Origin of the sequence: Acidovorax sp. ST3 (assembly GCF_003231145.1) — a bacterium.
Lineage (GTDB): Bacteria > Pseudomonadota > Gammaproteobacteria > Burkholderiales > Burkholderiaceae_C > Acidovorax.
This window is the reverse complement of the sequence record NZ_QKVP01000007.1, coordinates 224,405-244,888: the sequence shown is the minus strand read 5'-3', so window position 1 is coordinate 244,888 and position 20,484 is coordinate 224,405. Positions and strand designations below refer to the sequence as shown.

The 20,484-nt window shown below is 61.3% G+C and carries 18 protein-coding genes; 10 read left to right on the top strand and 8 right to left on the bottom strand.

Features of this window, described 5'->3' with window-relative positions; genetic code table 11:
• Positions 1-21: 21 nt before the first annotated feature.
• The 4 genes from fliI to fliF are packed head-to-tail and all read right to left on the bottom strand — an operon-like array spanning position 22 to position 4,838.
• Positions 22-1,416: a flagellar protein export ATPase FliI gene (gene fliI, locus DNK89_RS22385; RefSeq protein ID WP_110961875.1), complete on the bottom strand. Its 1,395-nt coding sequence runs from the start codon at positions 1,414-1,416 to the stop codon at positions 22-24.
• Positions 1,406-2,140: a flagellar assembly protein FliH gene (locus DNK89_RS22380; RefSeq protein ID WP_110961911.1), complete on the bottom strand. Its 735-nt coding sequence runs from the start codon at positions 2,138-2,140 to the stop codon at positions 1,406-1,408. The genes fliI and DNK89_RS22380 overlap by 11 nt, the downstream gene beginning before the upstream one ends.
• Entirely contained in the window at positions 2,127-3,122 is a 996-nt protein-coding gene (gene fliG / locus DNK89_RS22375) for a flagellar motor switch protein FliG (RefSeq protein ID WP_060984674.1), read from the bottom strand. Before fliG ends, DNK89_RS22380 begins: the two co-directional genes overlap by 14 nt.
• 21 nt (positions 3,123-3,143) lie before the next feature.
• Entirely contained in the window at positions 3,144-4,838 is a 1,695-nt protein-coding gene (gene fliF, locus DNK89_RS22370; protein WP_110961910.1) for a flagellar basal-body MS-ring/collar protein FliF, read from the bottom strand.
• A gap of 175 nt (positions 4,839-5,013) precedes the next feature.
• Here fliF and fliE point away from each other — a divergent pair, with 175 nt between their 5' ends.
• Positions 5,014-5,325, top strand: coding sequence for a flagellar hook-basal body complex protein FliE (gene fliE / locus DNK89_RS22365; protein ID WP_015015813.1), 312 nt, complete (start codon positions 5,014-5,016; stop codon positions 5,323-5,325).
• A 310-nt stretch (positions 5,326-5,635) separates the two neighbouring features.
• Here the strand turns inward: fliE and DNK89_RS22360 are convergent, their stop codons facing one another.
• The 4 genes from DNK89_RS22360 to DNK89_RS22345 all read right to left on the bottom strand — a co-directional run bounded on the left by DNK89_RS22360 (position 5,636) and on the right by DNK89_RS22345 (position 9,634).
• Positions 5,636-5,935 (bottom strand): flagellar protein FliT, encoded by a 300-nt coding sequence (locus DNK89_RS22360; RefSeq protein WP_007860919.1) that lies wholly within the window; start codon positions 5,933-5,935, stop codon positions 5,636-5,638.
• A gap of 2 nt (positions 5,936-5,937) precedes the next feature.
• Entirely contained in the window at positions 5,938-6,387 is a 450-nt protein-coding gene (gene fliS / locus DNK89_RS22355; RefSeq protein WP_110961874.1) for a flagellar export chaperone FliS, read from the bottom strand.
• A 62-nt stretch (positions 6,388-6,449) separates the two neighbouring features.
• Positions 6,450-7,883, bottom strand: coding sequence for a flagellar filament capping protein FliD (gene fliD, locus DNK89_RS22350; RefSeq protein ID WP_110961873.1), 1,434 nt, complete (start codon positions 7,881-7,883; stop codon positions 6,450-6,452).
• Between the two features lie 185 nt (positions 7,884-8,068).
• A complete protein-coding gene (locus tag DNK89_RS22345; protein ID WP_110961872.1) occupies positions 8,069-9,634 on the bottom strand; it encodes a flagellin in 1,566 nt (521 codons plus the stop codon).
• A 326-nt stretch (positions 9,635-9,960) separates the two neighbouring features.
• On the opposite strand from DNK89_RS22345, the gene DNK89_RS22340 reads away from it, so the two are divergent.
• The 9 genes from DNK89_RS22340 (at position 9,961) to DNK89_RS22300 (ending at position 20,449) form a co-directional block, all read left to right on the top strand.
• Positions 9,961-11,523 carry a flagellin gene (locus DNK89_RS22340; RefSeq protein ID WP_110961871.1) on the top strand — a complete coding sequence of 521 codons (1,563 nt, stop codon included), beginning with the start codon at positions 9,961-9,963 and terminating at the stop codon, positions 11,521-11,523.
• 265 nt (positions 11,524-11,788) lie between these two features.
• On the top strand, positions 11,789-12,649 hold the full coding sequence (gene motA / locus DNK89_RS22335) for a flagellar motor stator protein MotA (protein ID WP_110961870.1): 861 nt from the start codon (positions 11,789-11,791) through the stop codon (positions 12,647-12,649).
• A 42-nt stretch (positions 12,650-12,691) separates the two neighbouring features.
• Positions 12,692-13,624 (top strand): flagellar motor protein MotB, encoded by a 933-nt coding sequence (motB, locus tag DNK89_RS22330; protein ID WP_056065694.1) that lies wholly within the window; start codon positions 12,692-12,694, stop codon positions 13,622-13,624.
• A gap of 72 nt (positions 13,625-13,696) precedes the next feature.
• Positions 13,697-14,083 carry a chemotaxis response regulator CheY gene (gene cheY / locus DNK89_RS22325; RefSeq protein ID WP_015015821.1) on the top strand — a complete coding sequence of 129 codons (387 nt, stop codon included), beginning with the start codon at positions 13,697-13,699 and terminating at the stop codon, positions 14,081-14,083.
• Positions 14,084-14,087: 4 nt separating this feature from the next.
• Positions 14,088-14,714 carry a protein phosphatase CheZ gene (locus DNK89_RS22320; RefSeq protein WP_110961869.1) on the top strand — a complete coding sequence of 209 codons (627 nt, stop codon included), beginning with the start codon at positions 14,088-14,090 and terminating at the stop codon, positions 14,712-14,714.
• Positions 14,715-14,936: 222 nt separating this feature from the next.
• Positions 14,937-16,091, top strand: a complete 1,155-nt coding sequence (locus tag DNK89_RS22315; protein ID WP_110961868.1) for a flagellar biosynthesis protein FlhB — start codon at positions 14,937-14,939, stop codon at positions 16,089-16,091.
• Positions 16,088-18,169, top strand: a complete 2,082-nt coding sequence (gene flhA / locus DNK89_RS22310; protein ID WP_110961867.1) for a flagellar biosynthesis protein FlhA — start codon at positions 16,088-16,090, stop codon at positions 18,167-18,169. The genes DNK89_RS22315 and flhA overlap by 4 nt, the downstream gene beginning before the upstream one ends.
• Positions 18,166-19,659: a flagellar biosynthesis protein FlhF gene (gene flhF / locus DNK89_RS22305; protein WP_110961866.1), complete on the top strand. Its 1,494-nt coding sequence runs from the start codon at positions 18,166-18,168 to the stop codon at positions 19,657-19,659. Before flhA ends, flhF begins: the two co-directional genes overlap by 4 nt.
• Complete coding sequence (locus DNK89_RS22300) at positions 19,652-20,449, top strand: hypothetical protein (RefSeq protein ID WP_056748013.1); 798 nt, start codon at positions 19,652-19,654, stop codon at positions 20,447-20,449. The genes flhF and DNK89_RS22300 overlap by 8 nt, the downstream gene beginning before the upstream one ends.
• The last annotated feature ends 35 nt before the right edge of the window (positions 20,450-20,484 follow it).

Here is a 20,484-nt window from a genome sequence, read left to right as displayed (position 1 = left end):
GGCGGGTTACCCTGTTCGTCGTCAATGCTCCAGCACCGCGGCCATGGCGCCTACGCTCTGGTCCATGGACGCTGCCTCAAACATGTCCTGCTGCAGAAAGCCCGCCATCTGTGGCTGCAGGCGAATGGCCTCGTCCAACGCGGGATCGGAGCCGCTCATGTAAGCGCCCACCTGCACCAGATCCCGGCTTTTCTGGTAGCGCGAATACACCGCACGGAACCGCCGCGCCAGGTCAAAATGCCCGCGAGACACCACGTTGTGCATCACCCGCGACGCCGATTGCTCGATGTCGATCGCCGGGAAATGTCCGGTCTCCGCCAAGGCCCGCGACAGCACAATGTGCCCGTCCAGAATGGCACGCGCCGCATCCGCGATGGGGTCCTGCTGGTCATCACCTTCCGACAGCACCGTATAGAACGCCGTGATGGAGCCGACGCCATGCAGGCCGTTGCCACTGCGCTCGACCAGCTGGGGCAGCTTGGCAAAGCAGGACGGGGGATATCCCTTGGTGGCAGGCGGTTCGCCAATCGCCAGGGCAATTTCTCGCTGCGCCATTGCGTAGCGGGTGAGTGAATCCATCAGCAGCAGCACGTGCTGGCCCTTGTCGCGAAAATGTTCTGCCACTGCCGTGGCGTAAGCGGCGCCCTGCATGCGCAACAAAGGGGGTGCATCGGCAGGGGCCGCCACCACCACCGATCGCGCACGGCCTTCCTCGCCCAGGATGTCTTCCACAAACTCCTTGACCTCGCGGCCCCGCTCCCCGATGAGTCCGACCACGATCACATCGGCCCGGGTGTAGCGGGCCATCATGCCCAGCAACACACTCTTGCCCACCCCAGAGCCTGCAAACAGCCCCAGGCGCTGACCTCGCCCTACGGTCAGCAGGGCATTGATGGCGCGCACACCAGTATCCAGAGGCTCACGCACCGGGTCCCGGTCCATGGCATTGATCTGCCGCCGCCCCATGGGCTCCGACACGACATCCTGCACAGGCCCGCCGTGATCGAGAGGCAGGCCTTGGGCATCCACTACGCGCCCCAGCAATCCATCGCCCATGGGCAGACGCAGCACCCCGGCGCGCTGCACAGGCCGGGGGGGCTCGCCCAAGCGGGGCATGGGGATGTACGGTGCGGCCGGCACCACACTGGCGCCACTGGACAGCCCATGGATGTCGCCCGCAGGCATCAGAAATGCGCGGTCGGCAGAAAACCCGACCACCTCCGCCAAAACCGGCGCATGCCCCGGCATTTGCACCATGCACTGCGAGCCCACGGGCACACGTATGCCCACGGCCTCCAGCACCAGCCCCGTCAACCGCGTGAGTGTGCCGCGCGTCTCCAGCGGCGCACCTTCGGCCACGCGCGCTCGCGCGTCGTCCATGAACCGAGTCCAGGCCGAGGGTGTGTCAATGGTCATCGCCATCCCCACGCGCTTCGTCATCCCAAGGCGACTGCAGCCCCAAGGACGCAATGGCACGCTGCCAACGCTTGTCAATGCTGCCATCGACGACGGTGCCCGCAGACTCCACCAGGCAGCCCCCTGCGGGTACGGCGGCATCCGCCATCCATTGCACACCCGGTGCATTGACCTCTTCGCGCAAGGGCTCGGCCATGGCCTCCATGTCCACCGGATTGAGCCGCACCGTGGCAGGGCGCCCCTCGGTCACGAGCATGCCAACAGCCTCTCGCACCACGGGCAACAAGGCATTGGGGTTAACCGACAGTTCCTGGCGTACCACCTGGCGCGCGATGTCGCACGCAAGCTCCAGCACCTGCTGCGCCATCTGTTGCTGCATGTCGATCAGGCTCGCATCGAGCGTTTGCAGCACGCTCTGCAAACGCTGCGCCGCCTCCTGCCCCTGCTGGGCAATGTATTCATCCATGCGGCGCTGCCATTCGAGCGCCGTCTGCGCTTGTCCCTGGGCGAAGCCCTCTGCATACGCATCGTCACAGGCTTGCTGAACGAGGGCCTGCTGCGCCGCTTCATCCAGTTCTGCGGGCAGCTCCGCAACCGGCTCCGGTTCGGGCTCAGGCTCCACCAGGTCGGAGCCATCGACGGCAGAAAACTTCCATTGCTTGAAGTCGCCGACCTCCTCGCTGGGAATGAACCGCGAATACGACCGCTGGTTAGACGAAGGCATCATCACCACCGCCTCCAATCACGATCTGACCTTCATCGGACAGGCGACGCACCGTCTTGAGGATTTCCTTCTGCTGCGCTTCGACCTCGGACAGCCGCATGGGACCCCGCGATTCGAGGTCTTCGCGCAATGCGTCTGCCGCACGCGAAGACATGTTGGACAGGAATTTCTCGCGCAGTTCGGGCACAGCCCCCTTGAGGGCCACGATGAGGGTTTCGGACGCCACTTCCTTGAGCACCGTCTGGATGGCCTTGTCGTCGAGCTTGAGAACGTCCTCGAACACGAACATCTTGTCCATGATCTTCTGGGCCAGGTCGGGGTCGTAGCCTCGAATGGACTCGAGCACCACAGCATCCATGTTGCCGCCCAGCAGGTTGATGATTTCGGCAGCCGCCTTGACGCCGCCCAGCGAGCTCTTGCGGATCTTGTCACCACCGGCCAGCACCTTGAACAACACCTCGTTCAGGTCCTTGAGAGCTGTGGGCTGAATGCCCTCCAACGTGGCCACGCGCAGCAAAATTTCGCTGCGCTGGCGATCTGTGAGGTGCATCAGGATGCCCGAGGCCTGGTCGCTGTCCAGATGGACCAGGATGGCGGCAACGATCTGTGGATGCTCGTTGCGCAACAGCTCAGCCACCGACAGCGGGTCCATCCACTTGAGGCTCTCGATGCCGGAGACATCGCCGCCCTGCAAGATGCGGTCGATGAGCAATCCGGCCTTGTCTTCGCCCAGCGCGCGCTTGAGCACGGCGCGCACATAATTGCCTGTATCCGACACCAGCAGGCTCTGTGCCGCCGCCGCGTTGGAGAACTTGTTGATGACCTCGTCCACCTTCTCGCGCGACACCGTGCGCATGCGCGCGATGGTCTCGCCGAGTTTCTGCACTTCCTTGGGCGAGAAGTGCTTGAAGACTTCTGCCGCCTCCTCCTCGCCAAGTGACATCAGCATGATGGCGGCGTCGTTGAGTCCTTGCTCGTCCATGGTTGTCGTCCAGAATGGGGGTCAGGCGGGATCGCCGTTCAGCCACGTCTTGAGGATATTCGCCACGGCGACCGGGTTCTCCTTGGCCAGCACGCGGGCGTCTTCCAGGCGCAGCTGTTCCGGGGTCGCAGGCAACACTTCGTCTTTGCGGCTGGGCGCGGCCAAGGCTGGGCGCTCGGGCGTCTCGGCCTCCAGGGCGTCAAGCTGGCCACCCGCCACCGGCTTGGCGGCCGTGGCCTTGGCAGGCGCGGAGCCCTTGAGCGCGGGACGCACCAGCCCCATCAGAACCAGCGCAGCGAACAGAACTGCACCCACCGGCCAGGCAAAGGTCTTGGCCAAGTCCACCACCTCAGGTTGCTTCCACAGCGGGGTGTCCGTCGTTGGCACCGCAGTCACCTGGAACGGTGTATTCATCAGATTCACCGAGTCTCCACGCTCCCGATTGAAGCCAATGGTTTCACGCACCAGAGCGGTCATCTGCTCGATCTGCTCGGGCGTGAGCGCCTTGGTCACGGTCTTGCCCTTGTCCTCGGCCGACTGGTAATTGACCACCACAGCAGCGCTCAGCCGCTTGACGGCACCGGTGCTGCCACGGACCACCTTGACGGTCTTGTCCACTTCGTAGTTAGTGGTGGACTCGCGCTTGTTGGTCTGCTCCTCCGTCCCCTGCTGACCGCCTGCGTTGGGCGCGGGGTTGGCACCGTTGATGGGAGCGGCAGAGGGAGCGGGAGGCTGGTTGGCGACAGCGCCGGGTACGCCCGTGGCTGTCTTTGTCGAGCTGCCGCGACTCTCCAGCACCTGCTGACTGCGCACAGCACTCGAATCCGGCGTCTGGTTGGGGCGGAACTGCTCGGAGGTGGATTCGGTCTGCGAGAAATCCACCTCGGCTGTGACCTGCGCCTTGACGTTGTCGCGGCCGACCACAGGTTCCAGGATGTCCATGATGCGGCGGGAATACTGCTGCTCTAGTTGCTGCACGTACAGCAACTGCTGGGCATTGATTTCAGCGCCGGCCGTGCTGTCGGGCGACTGGGAGAGCAGTTTGCCCGTGTCGTCCAGCACGCTCACGGCGGACGGTGCCAGCTCAGGAACGCTGGAGGCCACCAGATGCACGATGCCCGCGAGCTGCGCGCGATCCAGAATGCGCCCGGGATGCAGACTCACCAACACCGAGGCCGAAGGCTTTTGCTGCTCACGGAAAAAGCCGTTCTGGTTGGGCAAGGCCAGGTGCACACGAGCGCTTTGCACCGACGACAGTGCCTGGATGGACCGGGTGAGTTCCCCTTCCAACCCGCGCTGGAAGTTCAGACGCTCCTGAAACTGCGTCATCCCGAATTTGTTGGACTCCATCAGTTCAAAACCCGCGACGGAGCCCTTGGGCAAACCCTGCGTGGCCAGCCGCAAACGTACATCGTGCACGCGCTCTGCAGGAATCAGGATGGCGCCGCCACCCTCGGAATACTTGTAGGGGACGTTCATCTGAGACAACTGGGCCACCACGGCCCCGCCATCCTTATCGCCCAGGTTGGAAAACAGCACCCGGTAGTCGGGCTGGCGCCCCATCACGACGGCCGCAACGGCAGCAGCCACCAGCAGCGCCACGCCCGCACCCAGCCGCATGCGCTGTGCCCGGTCGAGGGCGGACAGCCGCTGCAGCCAGTTGGGGCTGGCCGGCGTCGGGAGCGGATTGAGAGGGACTTCAGCAACAGCAGACATCTTGCTTTCCATTAAAGCAGGCCCTGCAACAGACCTAGCGTGGGGTCGATTATTCGGTCACGCCCCCACAATGTTCGCTTGATAAGCCGTCCGTTTGGCCATCTATTCAGCGCGATGCATCCTGGGCCGGTAGCTAGGATACGCAGCATACCGCCATTCCCCTACGGATACCGCCATGGACCTTCGCATCTCCAGCTCAACTGCCCCGCTGACGGGCGCTGGCGTCGCGCGCCGTGCCGCAGCGCCGCAAACCACGGGCAATGAAGTCGGCTTCTCTGGCGCGCTCAAGGGCGCGTTGCAGTCGGTGAGTGCCGCTCAGAACAAGTCTTCAGAGATGCAAAGGGAGGTGCAAATGGAAAACCCCTCCGTGAGCCTGGAAGAAACCATGGTGGCCATCCAGAAGGCGCAAATCGGCTTTCAGGCCACCTTGCACGTGCGCAACCGCATGGTGCAGGCGTATACCGACATCATGAACATGCAGGTGTAACAGCGGGCAGATGTTGCCACGCCTCCCGGCTAAACAAGCGTGGCACTACGCTAGCCCCACGCAATTGCTATCTTTTCAATAGCTTTAAAGGCATATCGCGCTGGCGCTTGATGACAATTTGATCCAAATTCCTGAAATTTGGGCTCATTCAGGTTGCCACACCCCACCTGCTGTGTGCAGAACCCCTCAGCAAAGCACCGATCAGCTCCCGAGAGGGCCGGAGCCCCCTCACCCGACTGCTCCCTCTACCAAGCCATCCCTCGTGTCAGGCCATCGCCATCGAAAAGCTCGGGCACGCCCGCAACTGCACTCAATGCATCATCTGAGGCTGACCCTCGAACAGATGTTCGAATTGGGCAAGCCAAGGCTCAGCCAAGCAACGGATTTGCGCATCGTTGCGCAAGATGCGCTGCATGATGCGGGTCTTTTCACGACGGTGCTCAGGCAGCAATTCATGCTCTTGGGACTTGAAGCGCAGTTGCTCAATTAGCACAGCACAAGCGCCTTCATAGCGCACCACACCATCCCAGTCCTTCAGCTTGGCCGCTTCCAGCATCTTGGCGCTGCTGTCTTCAATCGCCTTGTAATAGTCAATCAGCATGTGGGACATGGTCAGGCCTCCACCAGCACCGGCTGGCCCGAGGTTGGCGTTTCGGCTGCACTCACACCCGATTTCTTGATTTCGTTCCAGCCGGTTGCCACGGGTTCGATCAGCCGCATGACCTCCTGCATCAAGGCGTCATCGTTGCGAGCGTTGGCCAGGATCAGGCGGTGGATGCAGTAGTCATAAAGCGCTCCAAGGTTTTGCGCGATCTCGCCACCATCGACTCTGTCAAGCGCAGTATTCAAGCCTTCTTCAAGAATACGAATGGCTTTGGAGATATTTGTTACCTTGCCCAAAACATCGCCACGCGCCAAGGCGCCGCGAGCGGTTGCAATGGAGCTGAGCACCCCTTCATACAACAATGCCACCAGCTGGTGCTGGTCAATCGTATGCATGCTGGTTTCAACATTAATGCGCTGATAAGCGTTGGCTGCACGGGGGCTGTAGGCGCTGAACATGCTTGCATCCTTACTGTGTGATGTTTTATTTATCGGCCAAAGCCAACGGAACTAAAGCCCGATCAACCGGATGACTTATTCCATGTCGTAACCTGTTGAGAAATGTACGCATTGAGAGCATTCAGCTGACTCATCTGCTTATCCAGCGCCGTGTAACGCGCTTTGAGGCTGGTTTCCAAACGATCAGCCTGATCATTTACTCGTTGTATTTCCTGTGCATTCAGCTTGAGAGAGCCTTGTAGAAGCTTATCCTTGCTTGCAAAAAAACCTGTGGCCGAAAGCAGGCCAGACGTCACAGCATTAATTTTTTCTGCAACACCATCGCTCCCCCCTCCGCCTTCAGGCCCGCGAAACATTGCCTTCACGGCTTCCGGGTTCTCGAGGGCTTTGTTCAGTTTTGCAGTGTTAACCTCCAGATCTCCCGTAGGGGATAAGTTGGAGAGCCCCCCGGCAGACACGACCCCGATATCCGATAGACTGCGAAACGGTCCAGTCCCGCCAGCCACCGACTGGATAGCGTTTCTCAGAGCGTTTTGCAAACCAATCGCTGTAGAGTCTCCTTGCAGAAGCCCAGCAGTCTTGGTGTCTTTGTCATACTTCGTAATATTGTTGAGAGCTTGATTAAGGGTGTTGTAGGCCTTCACAAACGCATCAATGTTGCTTTTCACCGCAGTGTCATCTTTTGCTACGGTGATCTCCACAGGAGCAGTTGTGATCTTGACAGCGTTGAATGTGACGCCAGCCACCGTGTTGGCGAATTGGTTTGTTGGGGAAGACACCGGGATGCCATTGACCGTCGCCTGCGCATTCACACCTGACTCCAAAGTCGCTCCATCGACCAAGCGCGACAGCCCTGATGCATCCGTGTCGTCGCCATCCTCGTCGGTCACGGACAACCGAAACGCTGCATCCGCCCCCGTCGTCTTACTACGCAAAAGCAGACGCTCCCCAGAAGCATCGGACAGAATTGTGGCGGTGATCCCCACGTTAGCGCCATTGATTTTGCCAGCCACATCAGAAAGCCTATCGTTCGGACCTATACCAATGTCAACGGCACTCGCCGTACCTGCCGCAATGGCATCTGGGGATCCAAGTTCCAACTTCAACGACCCAACCCCCATGAACCCTCCCACCGGCAGTAAAGGAGCCGACGTCATGGTTTGAGCCTTGGCAAGGCTTTGTACCTCTACACTGAACGATGTCGCAACGGTGCCGCCTGTCGCACTCGCATTAACGTAGTCAGTGTTTGATGAAGTGGTCGTGACCGCATTCCAGCCGGTCACGCTATTCAGCTTGCTTACCGCCGTGGACAAATCCGACACCATGGACTTAAGCTGTCCGAATGTGGAAATTTTCGCACTTACAAACGAGGCTTGATCATTCAAGCCATTTGTCTTGGTGATTGGTATTTTGACCGCATCCACTGAAGCTTTGATGAGGCCGTTGACATCCACGCTGCCCCCAAGCCCCAAACCGATCGATGAAAAACTAGCCATATCCGACCTCCGCGAAAGCGCGTTCAGTTGTCCCACCAAGGATTGTCGAGGAGCGCACCTCAAGCATCCTTCCAATAAGCACCTGAGAACACAGCCAATCTACTGCGTTGGCAACGCTTTTGCAAAGCAACAAGGCGGGGACGACATATCGCCCCCGCCGCGCTCCGCCTAACGGCCTCTAGCGATTAACGCAGGAGGGCCAGAACGCCTTGTGGCAGCTGATTGGCTTGAGCCACCATCGCCGTGCCTGCTTGCTGCAGAATTTGCGAGCGCGACAGGTTGGCGGTTTCTGCGGCGAAGTCAGCGTCCAAGATACGACCACGCGCAGCCGACGTGTTTTCAGACGTGCTTTGCAGGTTATTCACAGTGCTTTCAAAACGCGCTTGCAGAGCACCGTAGCTGGCGCGCTGGCCACTGATGGCCGACAGCGCTGCATCCACGATCGCCAGCGTGCGATTGGCACCATCAACCGTGCTCACATCCATGTTCTGAACCGTCTGGATCTGGCTAGCGGTAGACGTATTCGCCAAGAGGAACCCTCCACCAGCCGCAGCGCCATTTGAATCCACGGCACTGAAAGATTTGGAAGAATCCAGCGTGATCTGCCCCGTAGCCACCAAGTCAGCCGTACCAAATGCGCCGGCACCTGCAGCGCCTACGATACCTGCACCAGCCCCCCCTGCCAAAGCCGTACCGTCCGCATTGGTCACATTAATGGTGTTTGCAGCGACCGAATCATTTACAACTTTGATGTCATTACCTGCCGCGTTGGTCAGGACCAAACCCGTACCCGTGTCATTCACGCGCGCAGTCACACCCGTCTTCGCGGCCGCATCGTTGAATGCTTTGGCGGCGTCGCTCAGACCATCGTTGTTGAGTTGCGCGCCGACCGTGAACGAAATCGTTACCGAATTGGTCGTCGCATTGTCGGAGGCGAGCTTCAGCGTATATGAACTGCCAGCAGTCAAACCGCCAAGACCGATTTCCGTCCGCGCCGTGGCGCTGACACCTGTCTTTTCAGTCTGCGCATTCACCAGTGCTGCTACATCTTTAGCTGAAGCACCTATTGCATACGAGATCTGCTGACTGCCATAAGCGCCGTTGACATCTATAGTTCCTGCTGCGGCAATTGCAGAGGCGCCAACTGCGCCTTGTGCCACCAAAGCACCTGCAGCACTCCCCAGCGTCAAATCACCGGCACCGCCAGTGGTCGTAGCCGCTTTGCCGCCAATCCGATAGTTGCCATAAGCACTTGTGCTGAAATTCGAGGAAGTTGCTGTGATGGTCTGGTTGGCGTTGGCACCGACTTGGAAGGCGGCACTGGTGAACGAACCATCGAGCAGCTTACGTCCATTGAAATCTGTGGTCTTAGCAATACGGTCCAGCTCCGAAGTGAGCTGGTTCACTTCAGCGTTGAGCGCCTGACGATCAGAGGCCGAATTGGTGGCATTGGCCGACTGAACAGCCAACTCGCGCACCCGCTGCAGGATGTTGCCCGAGGATGCCAAAGCACCTTCAGCGGTTTGTGCCAGCGAAATGCCGTCATTGGCATTGCGCACAGCCTGGTTCAAACCGCGAATTTGCGAGGTGAAACGCTCGGAAATGGCCAGGCCTGCGGCGTCGTCCTTGGCGCTGTTGATGCGCAAGCCAGACGAGAGGCGCTGAATGGAAGTATTGAGCGATGCTTGGCTCATGCCCAGGTTACGCTGAGCCGTCAACGAGGCGACGTTGGTATTGATGGTAGCTGCCATTTGCAAATCTCCTGAAAAGAACTCACTGAATATGGCGTTGCCGCCAACCTGGCGCCAGGCAAGGCACCCGGCCATACGGTTCACAGCGCCAACATGGCCATCTGTAGAACGGCGGGTCAATTACGTCCCGTTGCAAATGGTTTCGGCTGTCAAAGCGAAAACTTTAGGGCGGAACGCAAAAGTTACGGGGTTTTTGTGCTCCTTATCCCGCCACTGCGCCTCAGCCCGCACTTTCACAATTCACTCATCGTTCCCGTCTTGTCTGCCGGACGGTGGGGCTTCTACCGGCGCAGATTTGGTTTTCAAAGCCTTTAAGGAGCATATCCATGGCCGCCACTATCAACACCAACGTTAGCTCCCTGACCGCCCAGCGCAACCTGGGCATGAGCCAAGCTTCTCTGAGCACATCCATCCAGCGCCTCTCGTCTGGCTTGCGCATCAACAGCGCCAAGGACGACGCTGCTGGTCTGGCCATTTCAGAACGGTTTACGACCCAAATCCGGGGCATGAACCAAGCCGCACGCAACGCCAATGACGGCATTTCGCTAGCGCAAGTTGCAGAAGGGGCCCTGGGTGGCGCAGGCAACATCCTGCAACGTATTCGCGAACTGGCTGTTCAGTCGGCAAACGCCACCAATTCGGCCTCTGACCGCCAAGCGCTCAATGCTGAAGTGAACCAACTCACTTCAGAATTGGACCGCATCGCAAAAACCACTGAATTCAACGGCCGCAAACTGCTGGACGGTTCGTTCACCAGCGCAGCCTTCCAAGTAGGCGCCAACGCCAACCAGACCATCACGGCAACATCGTCGAATTTCAGTACCAATGCCTACGGGAACTATCGCATTGGCGGCACCGCGGCCACGACCACTGGGGGCGCTGGCGACTTGACACTAGGTAGTACGCCTAACGCTGTAGTCGCGCAAGGCACAATTGGTGCCTCCGGCATCACCGGAAGTACTTTAACTGTCAATGGAGCCTACGGCAGCGTTGCAATTCCTTACCCTGCTGGCGCCTCTGCCAAAGACATGGCCGCCTTGGTGAACGCTCAGACAGAAAAGACCGGCGTGAGTGCCAGTGCGCGCACCGAAATTGGTCTGTCGGGGCTATCCCCAGCCACCTCCTACACCCTCAAGGTTGCATCAGACAATGGAGACGCGCAAGCGGTCACGATCTCATTCACCGTGGGGAATCCCATCAACAACGACGGGCTGAGCGACGCCGCTAAAGCATTCAACGACGCAGCCGCCAAAACGGGCGTTGTTGCCCGGGTAAATGATGGAGGGACAGGCTTGGTACTGACAAATGCCGCCGGAAATGACATCAAAATTGTCAACGACTCTCTGGCCGCCAACACGATTGACGTCACGGATGCTGCAGGGGGCGCGCTGATTGGCGGCGCAGGCGCGGCACTGGGAGGAAACGGGGGCACCGGTGTGGTGCCCACAAATGCGTTGGTAGTAACGGGACAGATCACGCTCGACTCTTCTAAGTCTTTCAGCGCGATTGATGCATCGGGTGCGCCAGGAGGGGGGGGCTTCTTGGACATCAACACAGCTGCTGGCAGCCAGATCCAAACGGTACAGAACATGGATGTGAGCACAGTGGACGGCGCCAACCGAACTTTGGCCATTGTGGATTCAGCTGTTGCCGCCATTAGTGGTCAGCGCGCCAACTACGGAGCACTGCAGGCGCGATTCGAAACCGCCATTGCAAACCTGAATGTGTCGTCCGAGAATATGTCTGCAGCACGGGGACGAATCCAGGACGCCGACTTCGCGGCCGAAACTGCCAACCTGTCGCGTGCGCAGATCTTGCAACAAGCAGGTACCGCCATGGTCGCCCAAGCCAATCAGATACCTCAAGGCGTTTTAGCTCTATTGAAGTAACGAAGAAAGCGGGGAGATATTAGGTAGTCACCTAGAACGTATCTTGCACGCAGTCAACCGAGATTAGAGGCCGTAAAGGCCTCTTTTTTATCCGCGTCTACGCGTCAGTGTTCAACAAACTAAAAATTTCTGCTCTATCGCGACCAGTGAATGGTTGGTCTTGATCACTGCAATCCGATACATTTAAGAACATACAACCCGACAGAGTGCCTTTCGACTTTGGTAACTCCGTTCACCCATCAGCAGCATTCCATAGCGCAAAAGCATGTTTGTCATCATCGGTTACGTCGTCTGCCTGGGCTGCATCTTTGGTGTGTACATCATGCACGGGGGCAACATCAGCGTGATCCTCAAGGCCCTGCCCTTCGAGATCATCACGATCCTGGGGGGCGCGCTGGGTGCTTTTGTGGTGAACAACCAGCCCAAGGTGATCAAGGCCACCATGGCGGCCCTCCCGATGGCGCTCAAGGGGTCCAAATACACCAAAGAGCGCTATATGGAGCTGATGGCGATGCTCTATGACATCCTGCAGAAGGCCCGCAAGGAAGGCCTGATGGCCATTGAGAAGGATGTGGAAGCGCCCCACGAATCCGAGATCTTCAAGAAATACCCCACGGTGGGCAGCGACCACCATGTGATCGAATTCACCACCGATTACCTGCGCATGATGGTGTCGGGCAACCTCAACTCCCACGAGATCGAGGCGCTGATGGACAGCGAGATCGACACCCATCACCAGGAGGCCCACGCCCCCGTGGCGGCACTGGCCCGCCTCGCCGGTGCCCTGCCCGCCTTCGGGATCGTGGCCGCCGTGCTGGGTGTGGTGAACACCATGGGCTCGGTGGGGCAGCCGCCCTCGGTGCTGGGCGGCATGATCGGCTCGGCGCTGGTGGGCACGTTCCTGGGCATTTTGCTGGCCTACGGCGTGGTCGAGCCCTTGGGCGGACTCGTCGAGCAAAAGACCGAGGACGCTGCCAAGGAACTGCAGTGCATCAAGTCCACCCTGCTCGCCAGCATGCAGGGCTACAACCCGGCCACCGCCATTGAGTTTGGCCGCAAGGTGCTGTTCTCCAACGTCCGCCCCAGCTTCTCGGAGCTGGAAGGGCATGTGAAGGGCAAGAAGTAGCCACCGCGAATGCAGTAGCTGCGCCACAACGCCCCTATCGCCATGGCAGAAAAGAAGCTCCAGCCCATCATCATCAAGCGCGTCAAGAAAGGCGGGCACGCGGTGCATGGGGGCGCCTGGAAGATCGCTTACGCCGACTTTGTGACGGCGATGATGGCGTTCTTCCTGCTGATGTGGCTGCTCGGCTCCACGGCCAAAGGGGAGCTTCAGGGCATCGCGGCGTATTTCGCGTCGCCGCTCAAAGTGGCGATGACCGGTGGCGACGGCGCGGGCAACAGCTCCAGCGTCATCCCCGGCGGCGGCAACGATCTCGCCAAGGTGCACGGCCAGGTGCGCCGCTCCGATGTGGAAGAAGCCAAGCAGCGCCGCATGAGCATTGATGCCGCGCGGGCGGAACGCGCCAAGCAGGACCAGGAACGCATCAAGGCTCTGGAGGCCAAGATCGATGCGCTGATCACCGAAAACCCGCGCCTGAACGAGTACAAATCGCAGATCCGCATCGACATCACGCCCGACGGGCTGCAGATCCAGATCATTGACGACCAGAACCGCCCCATGTTCGACAGCGGTAGCGCGTTGGTAAAACCCTACATGCGCGACATCCTGCGCGAAATTGGCGCGGCCCTTGGTGGCGTCGAAAACCGCATCAGTCTGGCAGGCCACACCGACGCCGTGCCCTATGGCAACAGCGAAAAGGGGTATAGCAACTGGGAGCTGTCAGCAGACCGGGCCAACGCCTCGCGCCGAGAGCTGGTCTCTGCCGGCATGCCAGACGCTAAACTGGGCCGCGTGGTGGGCTTGGCCGCCAGCGATCTGCTGGACCCCAAGAACCCACGCTCCCCCTCCAACCGGCGCATCACCATCACGGTGTTGACCCGGGAGGCCGAAGAACGGCTCATGGGCAAAGGGATTCCCGAAATCACGTCCACAGAACTGTTGACTGAAAAGCGGGAAAATCCCCCCCCAAGCAGGTAACAGTTACGACTTGTCACCAAACCTGCCGCCCATGACAATGCTTACAGTAAATCTCGACTGAAAGGGTCCCAAGTGACCACAGCCCTTCGTTTTTTGATCGTTGACGACTTCTCCACCATGCGACGCATCGTTCGCAACCTGCTCAAGGAGAGTGGGTTCTCAGACGCTGACGAGGCCGAGGATGGTGTCGCCGCACTCAACAAACTGCGCAACAGCAAGTTTGATTTTGTGGTGACCGACATCAACATGCCCAACATGAACGGCTTCCAGCTGCTGGCCGAGATCAAGAAGGACGACAAGCTCAAGCACCTGCCCGTCCTGATGGTGACCGCCGAAGCCCGCAAGGAAGACATCGTTGCTGCAGCCCAGGGCGGTGCTGCGGGTTACATCGTCAAACCCTTCACCAAGGCAACTCTGGAAGAGAAAGTGACCTTGATTCTGAAGAAGATGGGGCTATGACACCATGGACGACACACCGGACAACAGCCAGCCGGCCGCCGAAGCCGATGTTCACCACAAGATTGGCCTGCTGACCCGCCAGCTTCACGATTCACTGAATGAACTGGGGTACGCCGACAAGCTGCGCGGCTCCATGGGCGAACTGCCCGACGCCCAGAGCCGCCTGTCATACATCGCCCGGCTGACGGGCGAGGCGGCCGAGAAGGTGCTCAACCGCGTCGAGCAAGCCAAGGCGCAGCACGACTACATTGCGGCGGAAACACGCAGGGTCGTGAATTCGCTGGTCGCCGACCCGGTGGCTGCCGTGGCCAAAGGCGAGATCTTCAACTTCCTGACTGACGTGGAGCGTGTGACCAAAGAGGCCGACACGCACCTCACGGAAATCATGATGGCCCAGGACTTTCACGACCTCACCGGCCAGGTGATTGCGCGCGTGGTGAATCTGGCAGCCACCATTGAAGAGCAACTGGTGCAACTGCTCATCCAGACGGCCCCGCCTAACGCCCAGGTACCCGCCGAGCCCGCCCGCCCGGCCCACCTGCAAGGCCCGGTGGTGGACCCGGACAACACGCCCGACGTGGTCACCGACCAGTCCCAGGTGGACGATCTGCTGGCCAGTCTGGGCTTCTGACACGCTGTTTTCAGCCCAATGTGCCTCAAGCGCCAGTGCAATATGCCCTAGCCGCTATCATTTTTGATAATACTGATGGCCATCGGCCGTAGCGGGCAGACGCCCGCCCGCGACTGAAAACACCCCGGGCCTCACCGAAAAGAGGGGGCGGCAGCCCCCTTATCCACCTTTAGATTTCCAGGTCGCTCACGACAATGGCATGACCCCAGCCGTCATGCCATCATGGAATCCAGCCAAGAAAAAAGCCTCCCCGCGTCAGAGCGCAAGCTGCAAAAAGCGCGCGAAGACGGCCAAGGGGCACGCTCGCGCGACCTGTCGCACTTGGCCATTCTGGGCGCGGGCGCCGCATGCATGCTGCTGCTGGCCCCGCAGCTGATGGACCGCATGCAGTGGGCCATGAGCCAGCAGCTGGCGTTCAATGCGGCCACGGTGATGGCGCCGGGCACCATGCTGTCGCGGCTGCAGGACATGGTCATCGTGGGCGTGATCGCGAGCACAGTGTTCGCCACGCTGACCAGCGCGGCGGCCCTGATCAGCGCCATCGGAGCGGGCGGCTGGATCCTCAGCGCCAAGCCCATCACCCCCCAGTTCAGCCGCCTCAACCCGATCTCGGGGCTGGCCAACCTGTTTTCCAAGCAGCAGATGGCCAACGTGGCCAAGATGGTGCTGATGACGGCCATCCTGACCTATGTGGCCTGGAAGTTCCTGGGCAACAGCATCGAAACCGTTGCCATGCTGGTGCTGCAACCCTCCCCCATGGCGCTTCGCCAGATTGCCGACTGGCTGACTTCGGGCATGAGCCTGTTGTTGCTGGTCGTGTTTCTGGCCGCTTTGGTGGACGTGCCTTTGCAGGCGTTCTTCTTCAAGGAGCGGCTGAAGATGTCGCACGAGGAAGTCAAGCAGGAGCACAAGGAGTCGGACGGCAACCCCCACATCAAGGGCCGCATCCGCCAGAAGCAGCGCGAAATCGCCGACCGCGCCAGCGTGAGCGCCGTGCCCAAGGCCGATTTTGTGGTGATGAACCCGACCCACTATGCGGTGGCCCTCAAGTACGACGAGAAGACCATGAGTGCGCCCCAGGTGATCTCGCGCGGCACCGACCTCATCGCCATGAAGATCCGCGATGTGGCCCGGGAGCACAACGTGCCCGTGCTGCAGTCGCCCATGCTGGCCCGCGCGCTGTATGCCCATGCCGAGCTGGACCAGGCCATCCCCGCCACGCTTTACACCGCCGTGGCGCAGGTGCTGGCGTATGTGTACCGCCTCAAGGCCGCGCTGCGTGGCGAAGGCCGCATGCCCGACAGCCTGGTGGAGCCTTTTGTGCCGCCTGAACTCGATCCACTGAACCGCACCACGGTGCAAGGTGCTGCCGTATGAACACCTCCGTAAAGTCTTTGCAGCAATGGGCGGGCACCAACGCCAGCGCCCTGCAGGGCCTGTCGGCACCCCTGCTGGTAGTGGCGATTCTGGCGTTGATGGTGCTGCCCATCCCGCCGTGGCTGCTGGATGCCTTCTTCACGCTCAACATCGCCGTTGCGCTGATGGTGATGATGGTCGCGGCCTACATGCTGCGCCCCCTGGACTTCGCGGCCTTCCCTTCGGTGCTGCTGCTGACCACCCTGATGCGCCTGTCGCTGAACGTGGCCTCCACGCGCGTGGTGCTGCTCGAAGGCCACCAGGGCCCGGGTGCTGCCGGTGCGGTGATCGAGGCCTTCGGCCACTTCTTGATCGGTGGCAATTTCGCGGTTGGTCTGATCGTGTTTGCGATCCTCGTGGTGATCAACTTCGTGGTGATCACCAAGGGGGCGGAGCGCATTGCCGAAGTGTCGGCCCGCTTCACCCTGGACGCCATGCCCGGCAAACAGATGGCGGTGGATGCCGACCTGAACGCCGGCCTGATCGACGAAAAGGAAGCCAAGCGCCGCCGCGCCGAAGTGGCGGAAGAAGCCAACTTCTTCGGTTCCATGGATGGCGCCTCCAAGTTCGTGCGCGGCGATGCTGTGGCAGGCATTCTGATTCTGCTCATCAACATCATTGGCGGCTTCACGATTGGCGTGTTGCAGCACGACCTGTCGGCCAAGCAGGCGGCCGACAGCTACATCCTGCTGGCCATTGGTGATGCGCTGGTAGCGCAGATTCCCGGCCTGCTGATCTCGGTGGCCGCCGCCATGGTGATCTCCCGCGTGGGCAAGGACCACGACATGGGCCGCCAGATCGTGCAGCAGCTGTTCATGTCGCCCCGCGTGCTGGGTGTCACGGCCGGCATCCTGATCCTGCTCGGCCTGATTCCTGGCATGCCGCATGTGGTGTTCCTGACCATGGGCGGCCTGTTGGGATATGGCGCCTGGATGATGTACGAGCGCCAGAAGGTACCGCCCGTCGTCGAGGCCCCACCGCCACCGGTCGCCGACGGCGAAGCCACCTGGGACGACCTGCAACCCGTGGACCTGTTGGGCCTGGAGCTGGGCTACCGCCTGATCAGCCTGGTGGACAAGAGCCGCCAGGGCGACCTGCTCACCCGCATCAAGGGCGTGCGCCGCAAGTTTGCGCAGGAAGTGGGCTTCCTGCCCCCCGCCGTGCATGTGCGCGACAACCTCGAACTCAAGCCCAGCGGCTACCGCATCACGCTGCGCGGCGTGGTGGTGGGCGAAGGCGAGGCCTTCCCCGGCATGTTCCTGGCGATCAATCCCGGCGGCATCACCACGCCACTGATCGGCACGGCCACCACCGACCCCGCGTTTGGCCTGCCAGCACACTGGATCGACGATCGGCAGAAGGAAGCCGCACAAATGGCGGGTTTTACCGTCGTTGATTCCGAAACCGTGATGGCCACCCATTTGTCACACTTGATGCAAGTGCAAGCCGCCAAGCTCCTCAGCCGCACCGAAACGCAGCAACTGGTGGAGCACGTGGCCAAGCTGGCCCCCAAGCTCATCGAAGAAGTGGTCCCGAAAATGGTCTCCATCGCAACGTTCCAGAAGGTCCTCCAGCTGCTGCTGGAAGAGTCTGTGCACATCCGCGATATCCGCACCATCATCGAGACGCTGGCCGAGCATGCCGGTGCGGTCTCCGACCCCGTCGAGCTGGCCCGCCGCGTGCGCATTGCGCTCTCGCCTGCCATCGTCCAGCAGATCTACGGCCCCACCCGCGAGCTCAACGTCATCGCCATCGAACCCGGCCTGGAGCGCCTTCTGGTGCAGGCCCTGGGCAACACGGCAGGCCCCGCGCTCGACCCCGGTGTGGCCGACATCCTCACACAGAAGGCCGCCGAAGTGGCCCTCAAGCAGGAAGAGATGGGCCTGCCCGCCTGCCTGCTGGTTCCCGACCAGATCCGCAATGCCATCTCCCGTCTGGTGCGCCGCGTGGCGCCCCGCCTGCAGGTGCTGGCACACAGTGAAATTCCAGAGACCCACACCATCCGTATTGGGCCGATCCTTAAAGGTGCATCAGCATGAACATCAAACGCTTTACCGCCCCCACCTCCCGGGAGGCTCTGGCCAAGGCGCGCATGGCCTTTGGCGACGGCACGCTGATCCTGTCCAACCGCCCCACGGCCAACGGCGTGGAAGTGGTGGCCACGGCCGAGGACACGCTGTCGGCTCTGGACGGTGGTGCGCCCACCGCTTCGTCCAATCCGCCCCTGCTGGCGCCCAGCACTGCGCGCAGCACCCCACAGCGCGCCAGCCAATCGGCAGCAGCGTCGGGCCTGGGCCGCAACCCGGTCGAGGAAGACACCGAACAGCTGGCCATGAGCACGCTGTCGTTCCAGGACTATGTGCGCGAACGCATGCTGCGCCGCCGCCACGAGGCACTGAATGGTCCCTCGGAACCCCAGACACTGTCTGAACGCAGCCGCGACCAGGAACCAGAACGTGAACGCATGCCCGCGCCCTCGGTGGCGCGCCACAACCCGCTGCGCACCATCCCGATGGACATCCCGCCCGAGCCACCGCGCCGCCGGCAGGAGGCTCCCAGCGCTCATCTGATCCAGTCGAACAACCAGAGCGTGATGAATGAACTGCATGCGATGAAGGAGCTGATCGAGGACCGCTTCAACACGCTGGCCTGGCTGGGTCAGGCGCGCCAGAACCCGATCCAGTCCAACCTGATGCTCAAGATGATCCGTGCTGGCTACTCCCCGTCGCTGGCCCGGGCTGTGCTCGAACGCATGCCCGAGGACCTGTCGGCGGGCGAATCGGTACGCTGGCTGATGGAGGTGCTGGAGCGCAACCTCAAGACCGACCAGACCGATCCACCCCTGTATGAACAGGGCGGCATCTTCGCCATGGTGGGCTCGACCGGCGTGGGCAAAACCACCACCACGGCCAAGCTGGCAGCGATGTGTGCACGCATCCACGGCCCCGGCAGCGTGGGCCTGATCACACTCGACACCTACCGTGTGGGTGCCCACGAGCAGCTGCGCACCTATGGCCGCATGCTGGGCATCGTGGCGCATCTGGCACACGACCGTGCCGCGCTGCAAGACCTGCTGGGCCTGCTCAGCGGCAAGAAGATGGTGCTCATCGACACCACCGGCGTGGCCCCGCGCGACCCGCGCAAGCGCGACATGCTGGACGTGCTGGACCTGCCCCATGTCAACCGCCTGCTGGTGCTCAACGCCGGCTGCCATGGCGACACGCTGGATGATGTGCTCACCGCTTTCAAGACCGACGGCTCGCAGCAAGCCATCCTGTCCAAGGTGGACGAAGCGGTGAAGCTGGGCCCCGCGATTGACGCGCTGATCCGCCACCAGATGGTGCTGCGCGGCGTGACCAACGGCCAGCGCGTGCCCGAGGACTGGGAGCGTGCCAACGCCCACCAGCTCATCAGCGCCTCCATGCGGTCGCCGGCGAAGTCGGCTTTCGACCCCAAGGCCACGGACCTGAACTTCTTTTTCTCGCACTCTCCTGACACCGTGACGGAGGGGGGGCTGGTCGATGCTTGATCTGGGTTTTCACCAGGCGGCCAGCCTGCACAGCCTCACCCCGCAGGCAGAGCTGCGGCTGCTGGCAGTCGCCAGCCAGGGCAACACGGCGAGCGGCCTGGAAACGCTATGGCAGATCTGCGCCAGCCTGCAGCGGCTGGGCTATCCGGTGGTGGTGCTCGACGGCACGGCGCAGGAGTCCGACGACAGCCCCGGGCTGCTGCACCTGCTGCAACATGCCACGTGGAATGACGGCGCCAGCCTGAACCTGGGCGCCACCGCATCCTCGCTCGCCGTGATTCCAGCGGCCAAGGGGCTGCAGCACCTGAGCCGCAAGGCCAGCGACAGCACACGCTCGCCCATGGAGAGCTTGCTGCCCTGCTTCAGGACTTACGGCCTCATGGTGATTCACGCACCAGCCTCCACCCTGGGGCCCCTGCTCACCCACACGGCTACGGTGCCGCTGGTGGTCATGGGCAGTGGCGCAGCGGGCGTGATGACCAGTTACAAGAGCCTCAAGCAGATTGCGCTACACACTGGCTTGCCCTGCATGGTGGCCGCTTTGCTGCACGGCAACACCGCCGCCGAACGCCGCAAGGCCCAGTCCCAGCTGATGACCTTGCAGGCATGTGCCGAGCGCCATCTGGGCGGCCCGATACGAACCACCACTATTGCCACGCAGAACCCCCAGGAGCTTCAGCGCCTGGCCTTGCAACTGCTGGAAAATGCGGGCACTATGAACGGAGCGCTGGCTGCGCTGACACCCAGCAACTTGACAGGCATGCCTGCGCATTTTGTCCGGAGCCACTGACCAGAGCCTGTGATGCACCTCTACGTACGCACGTT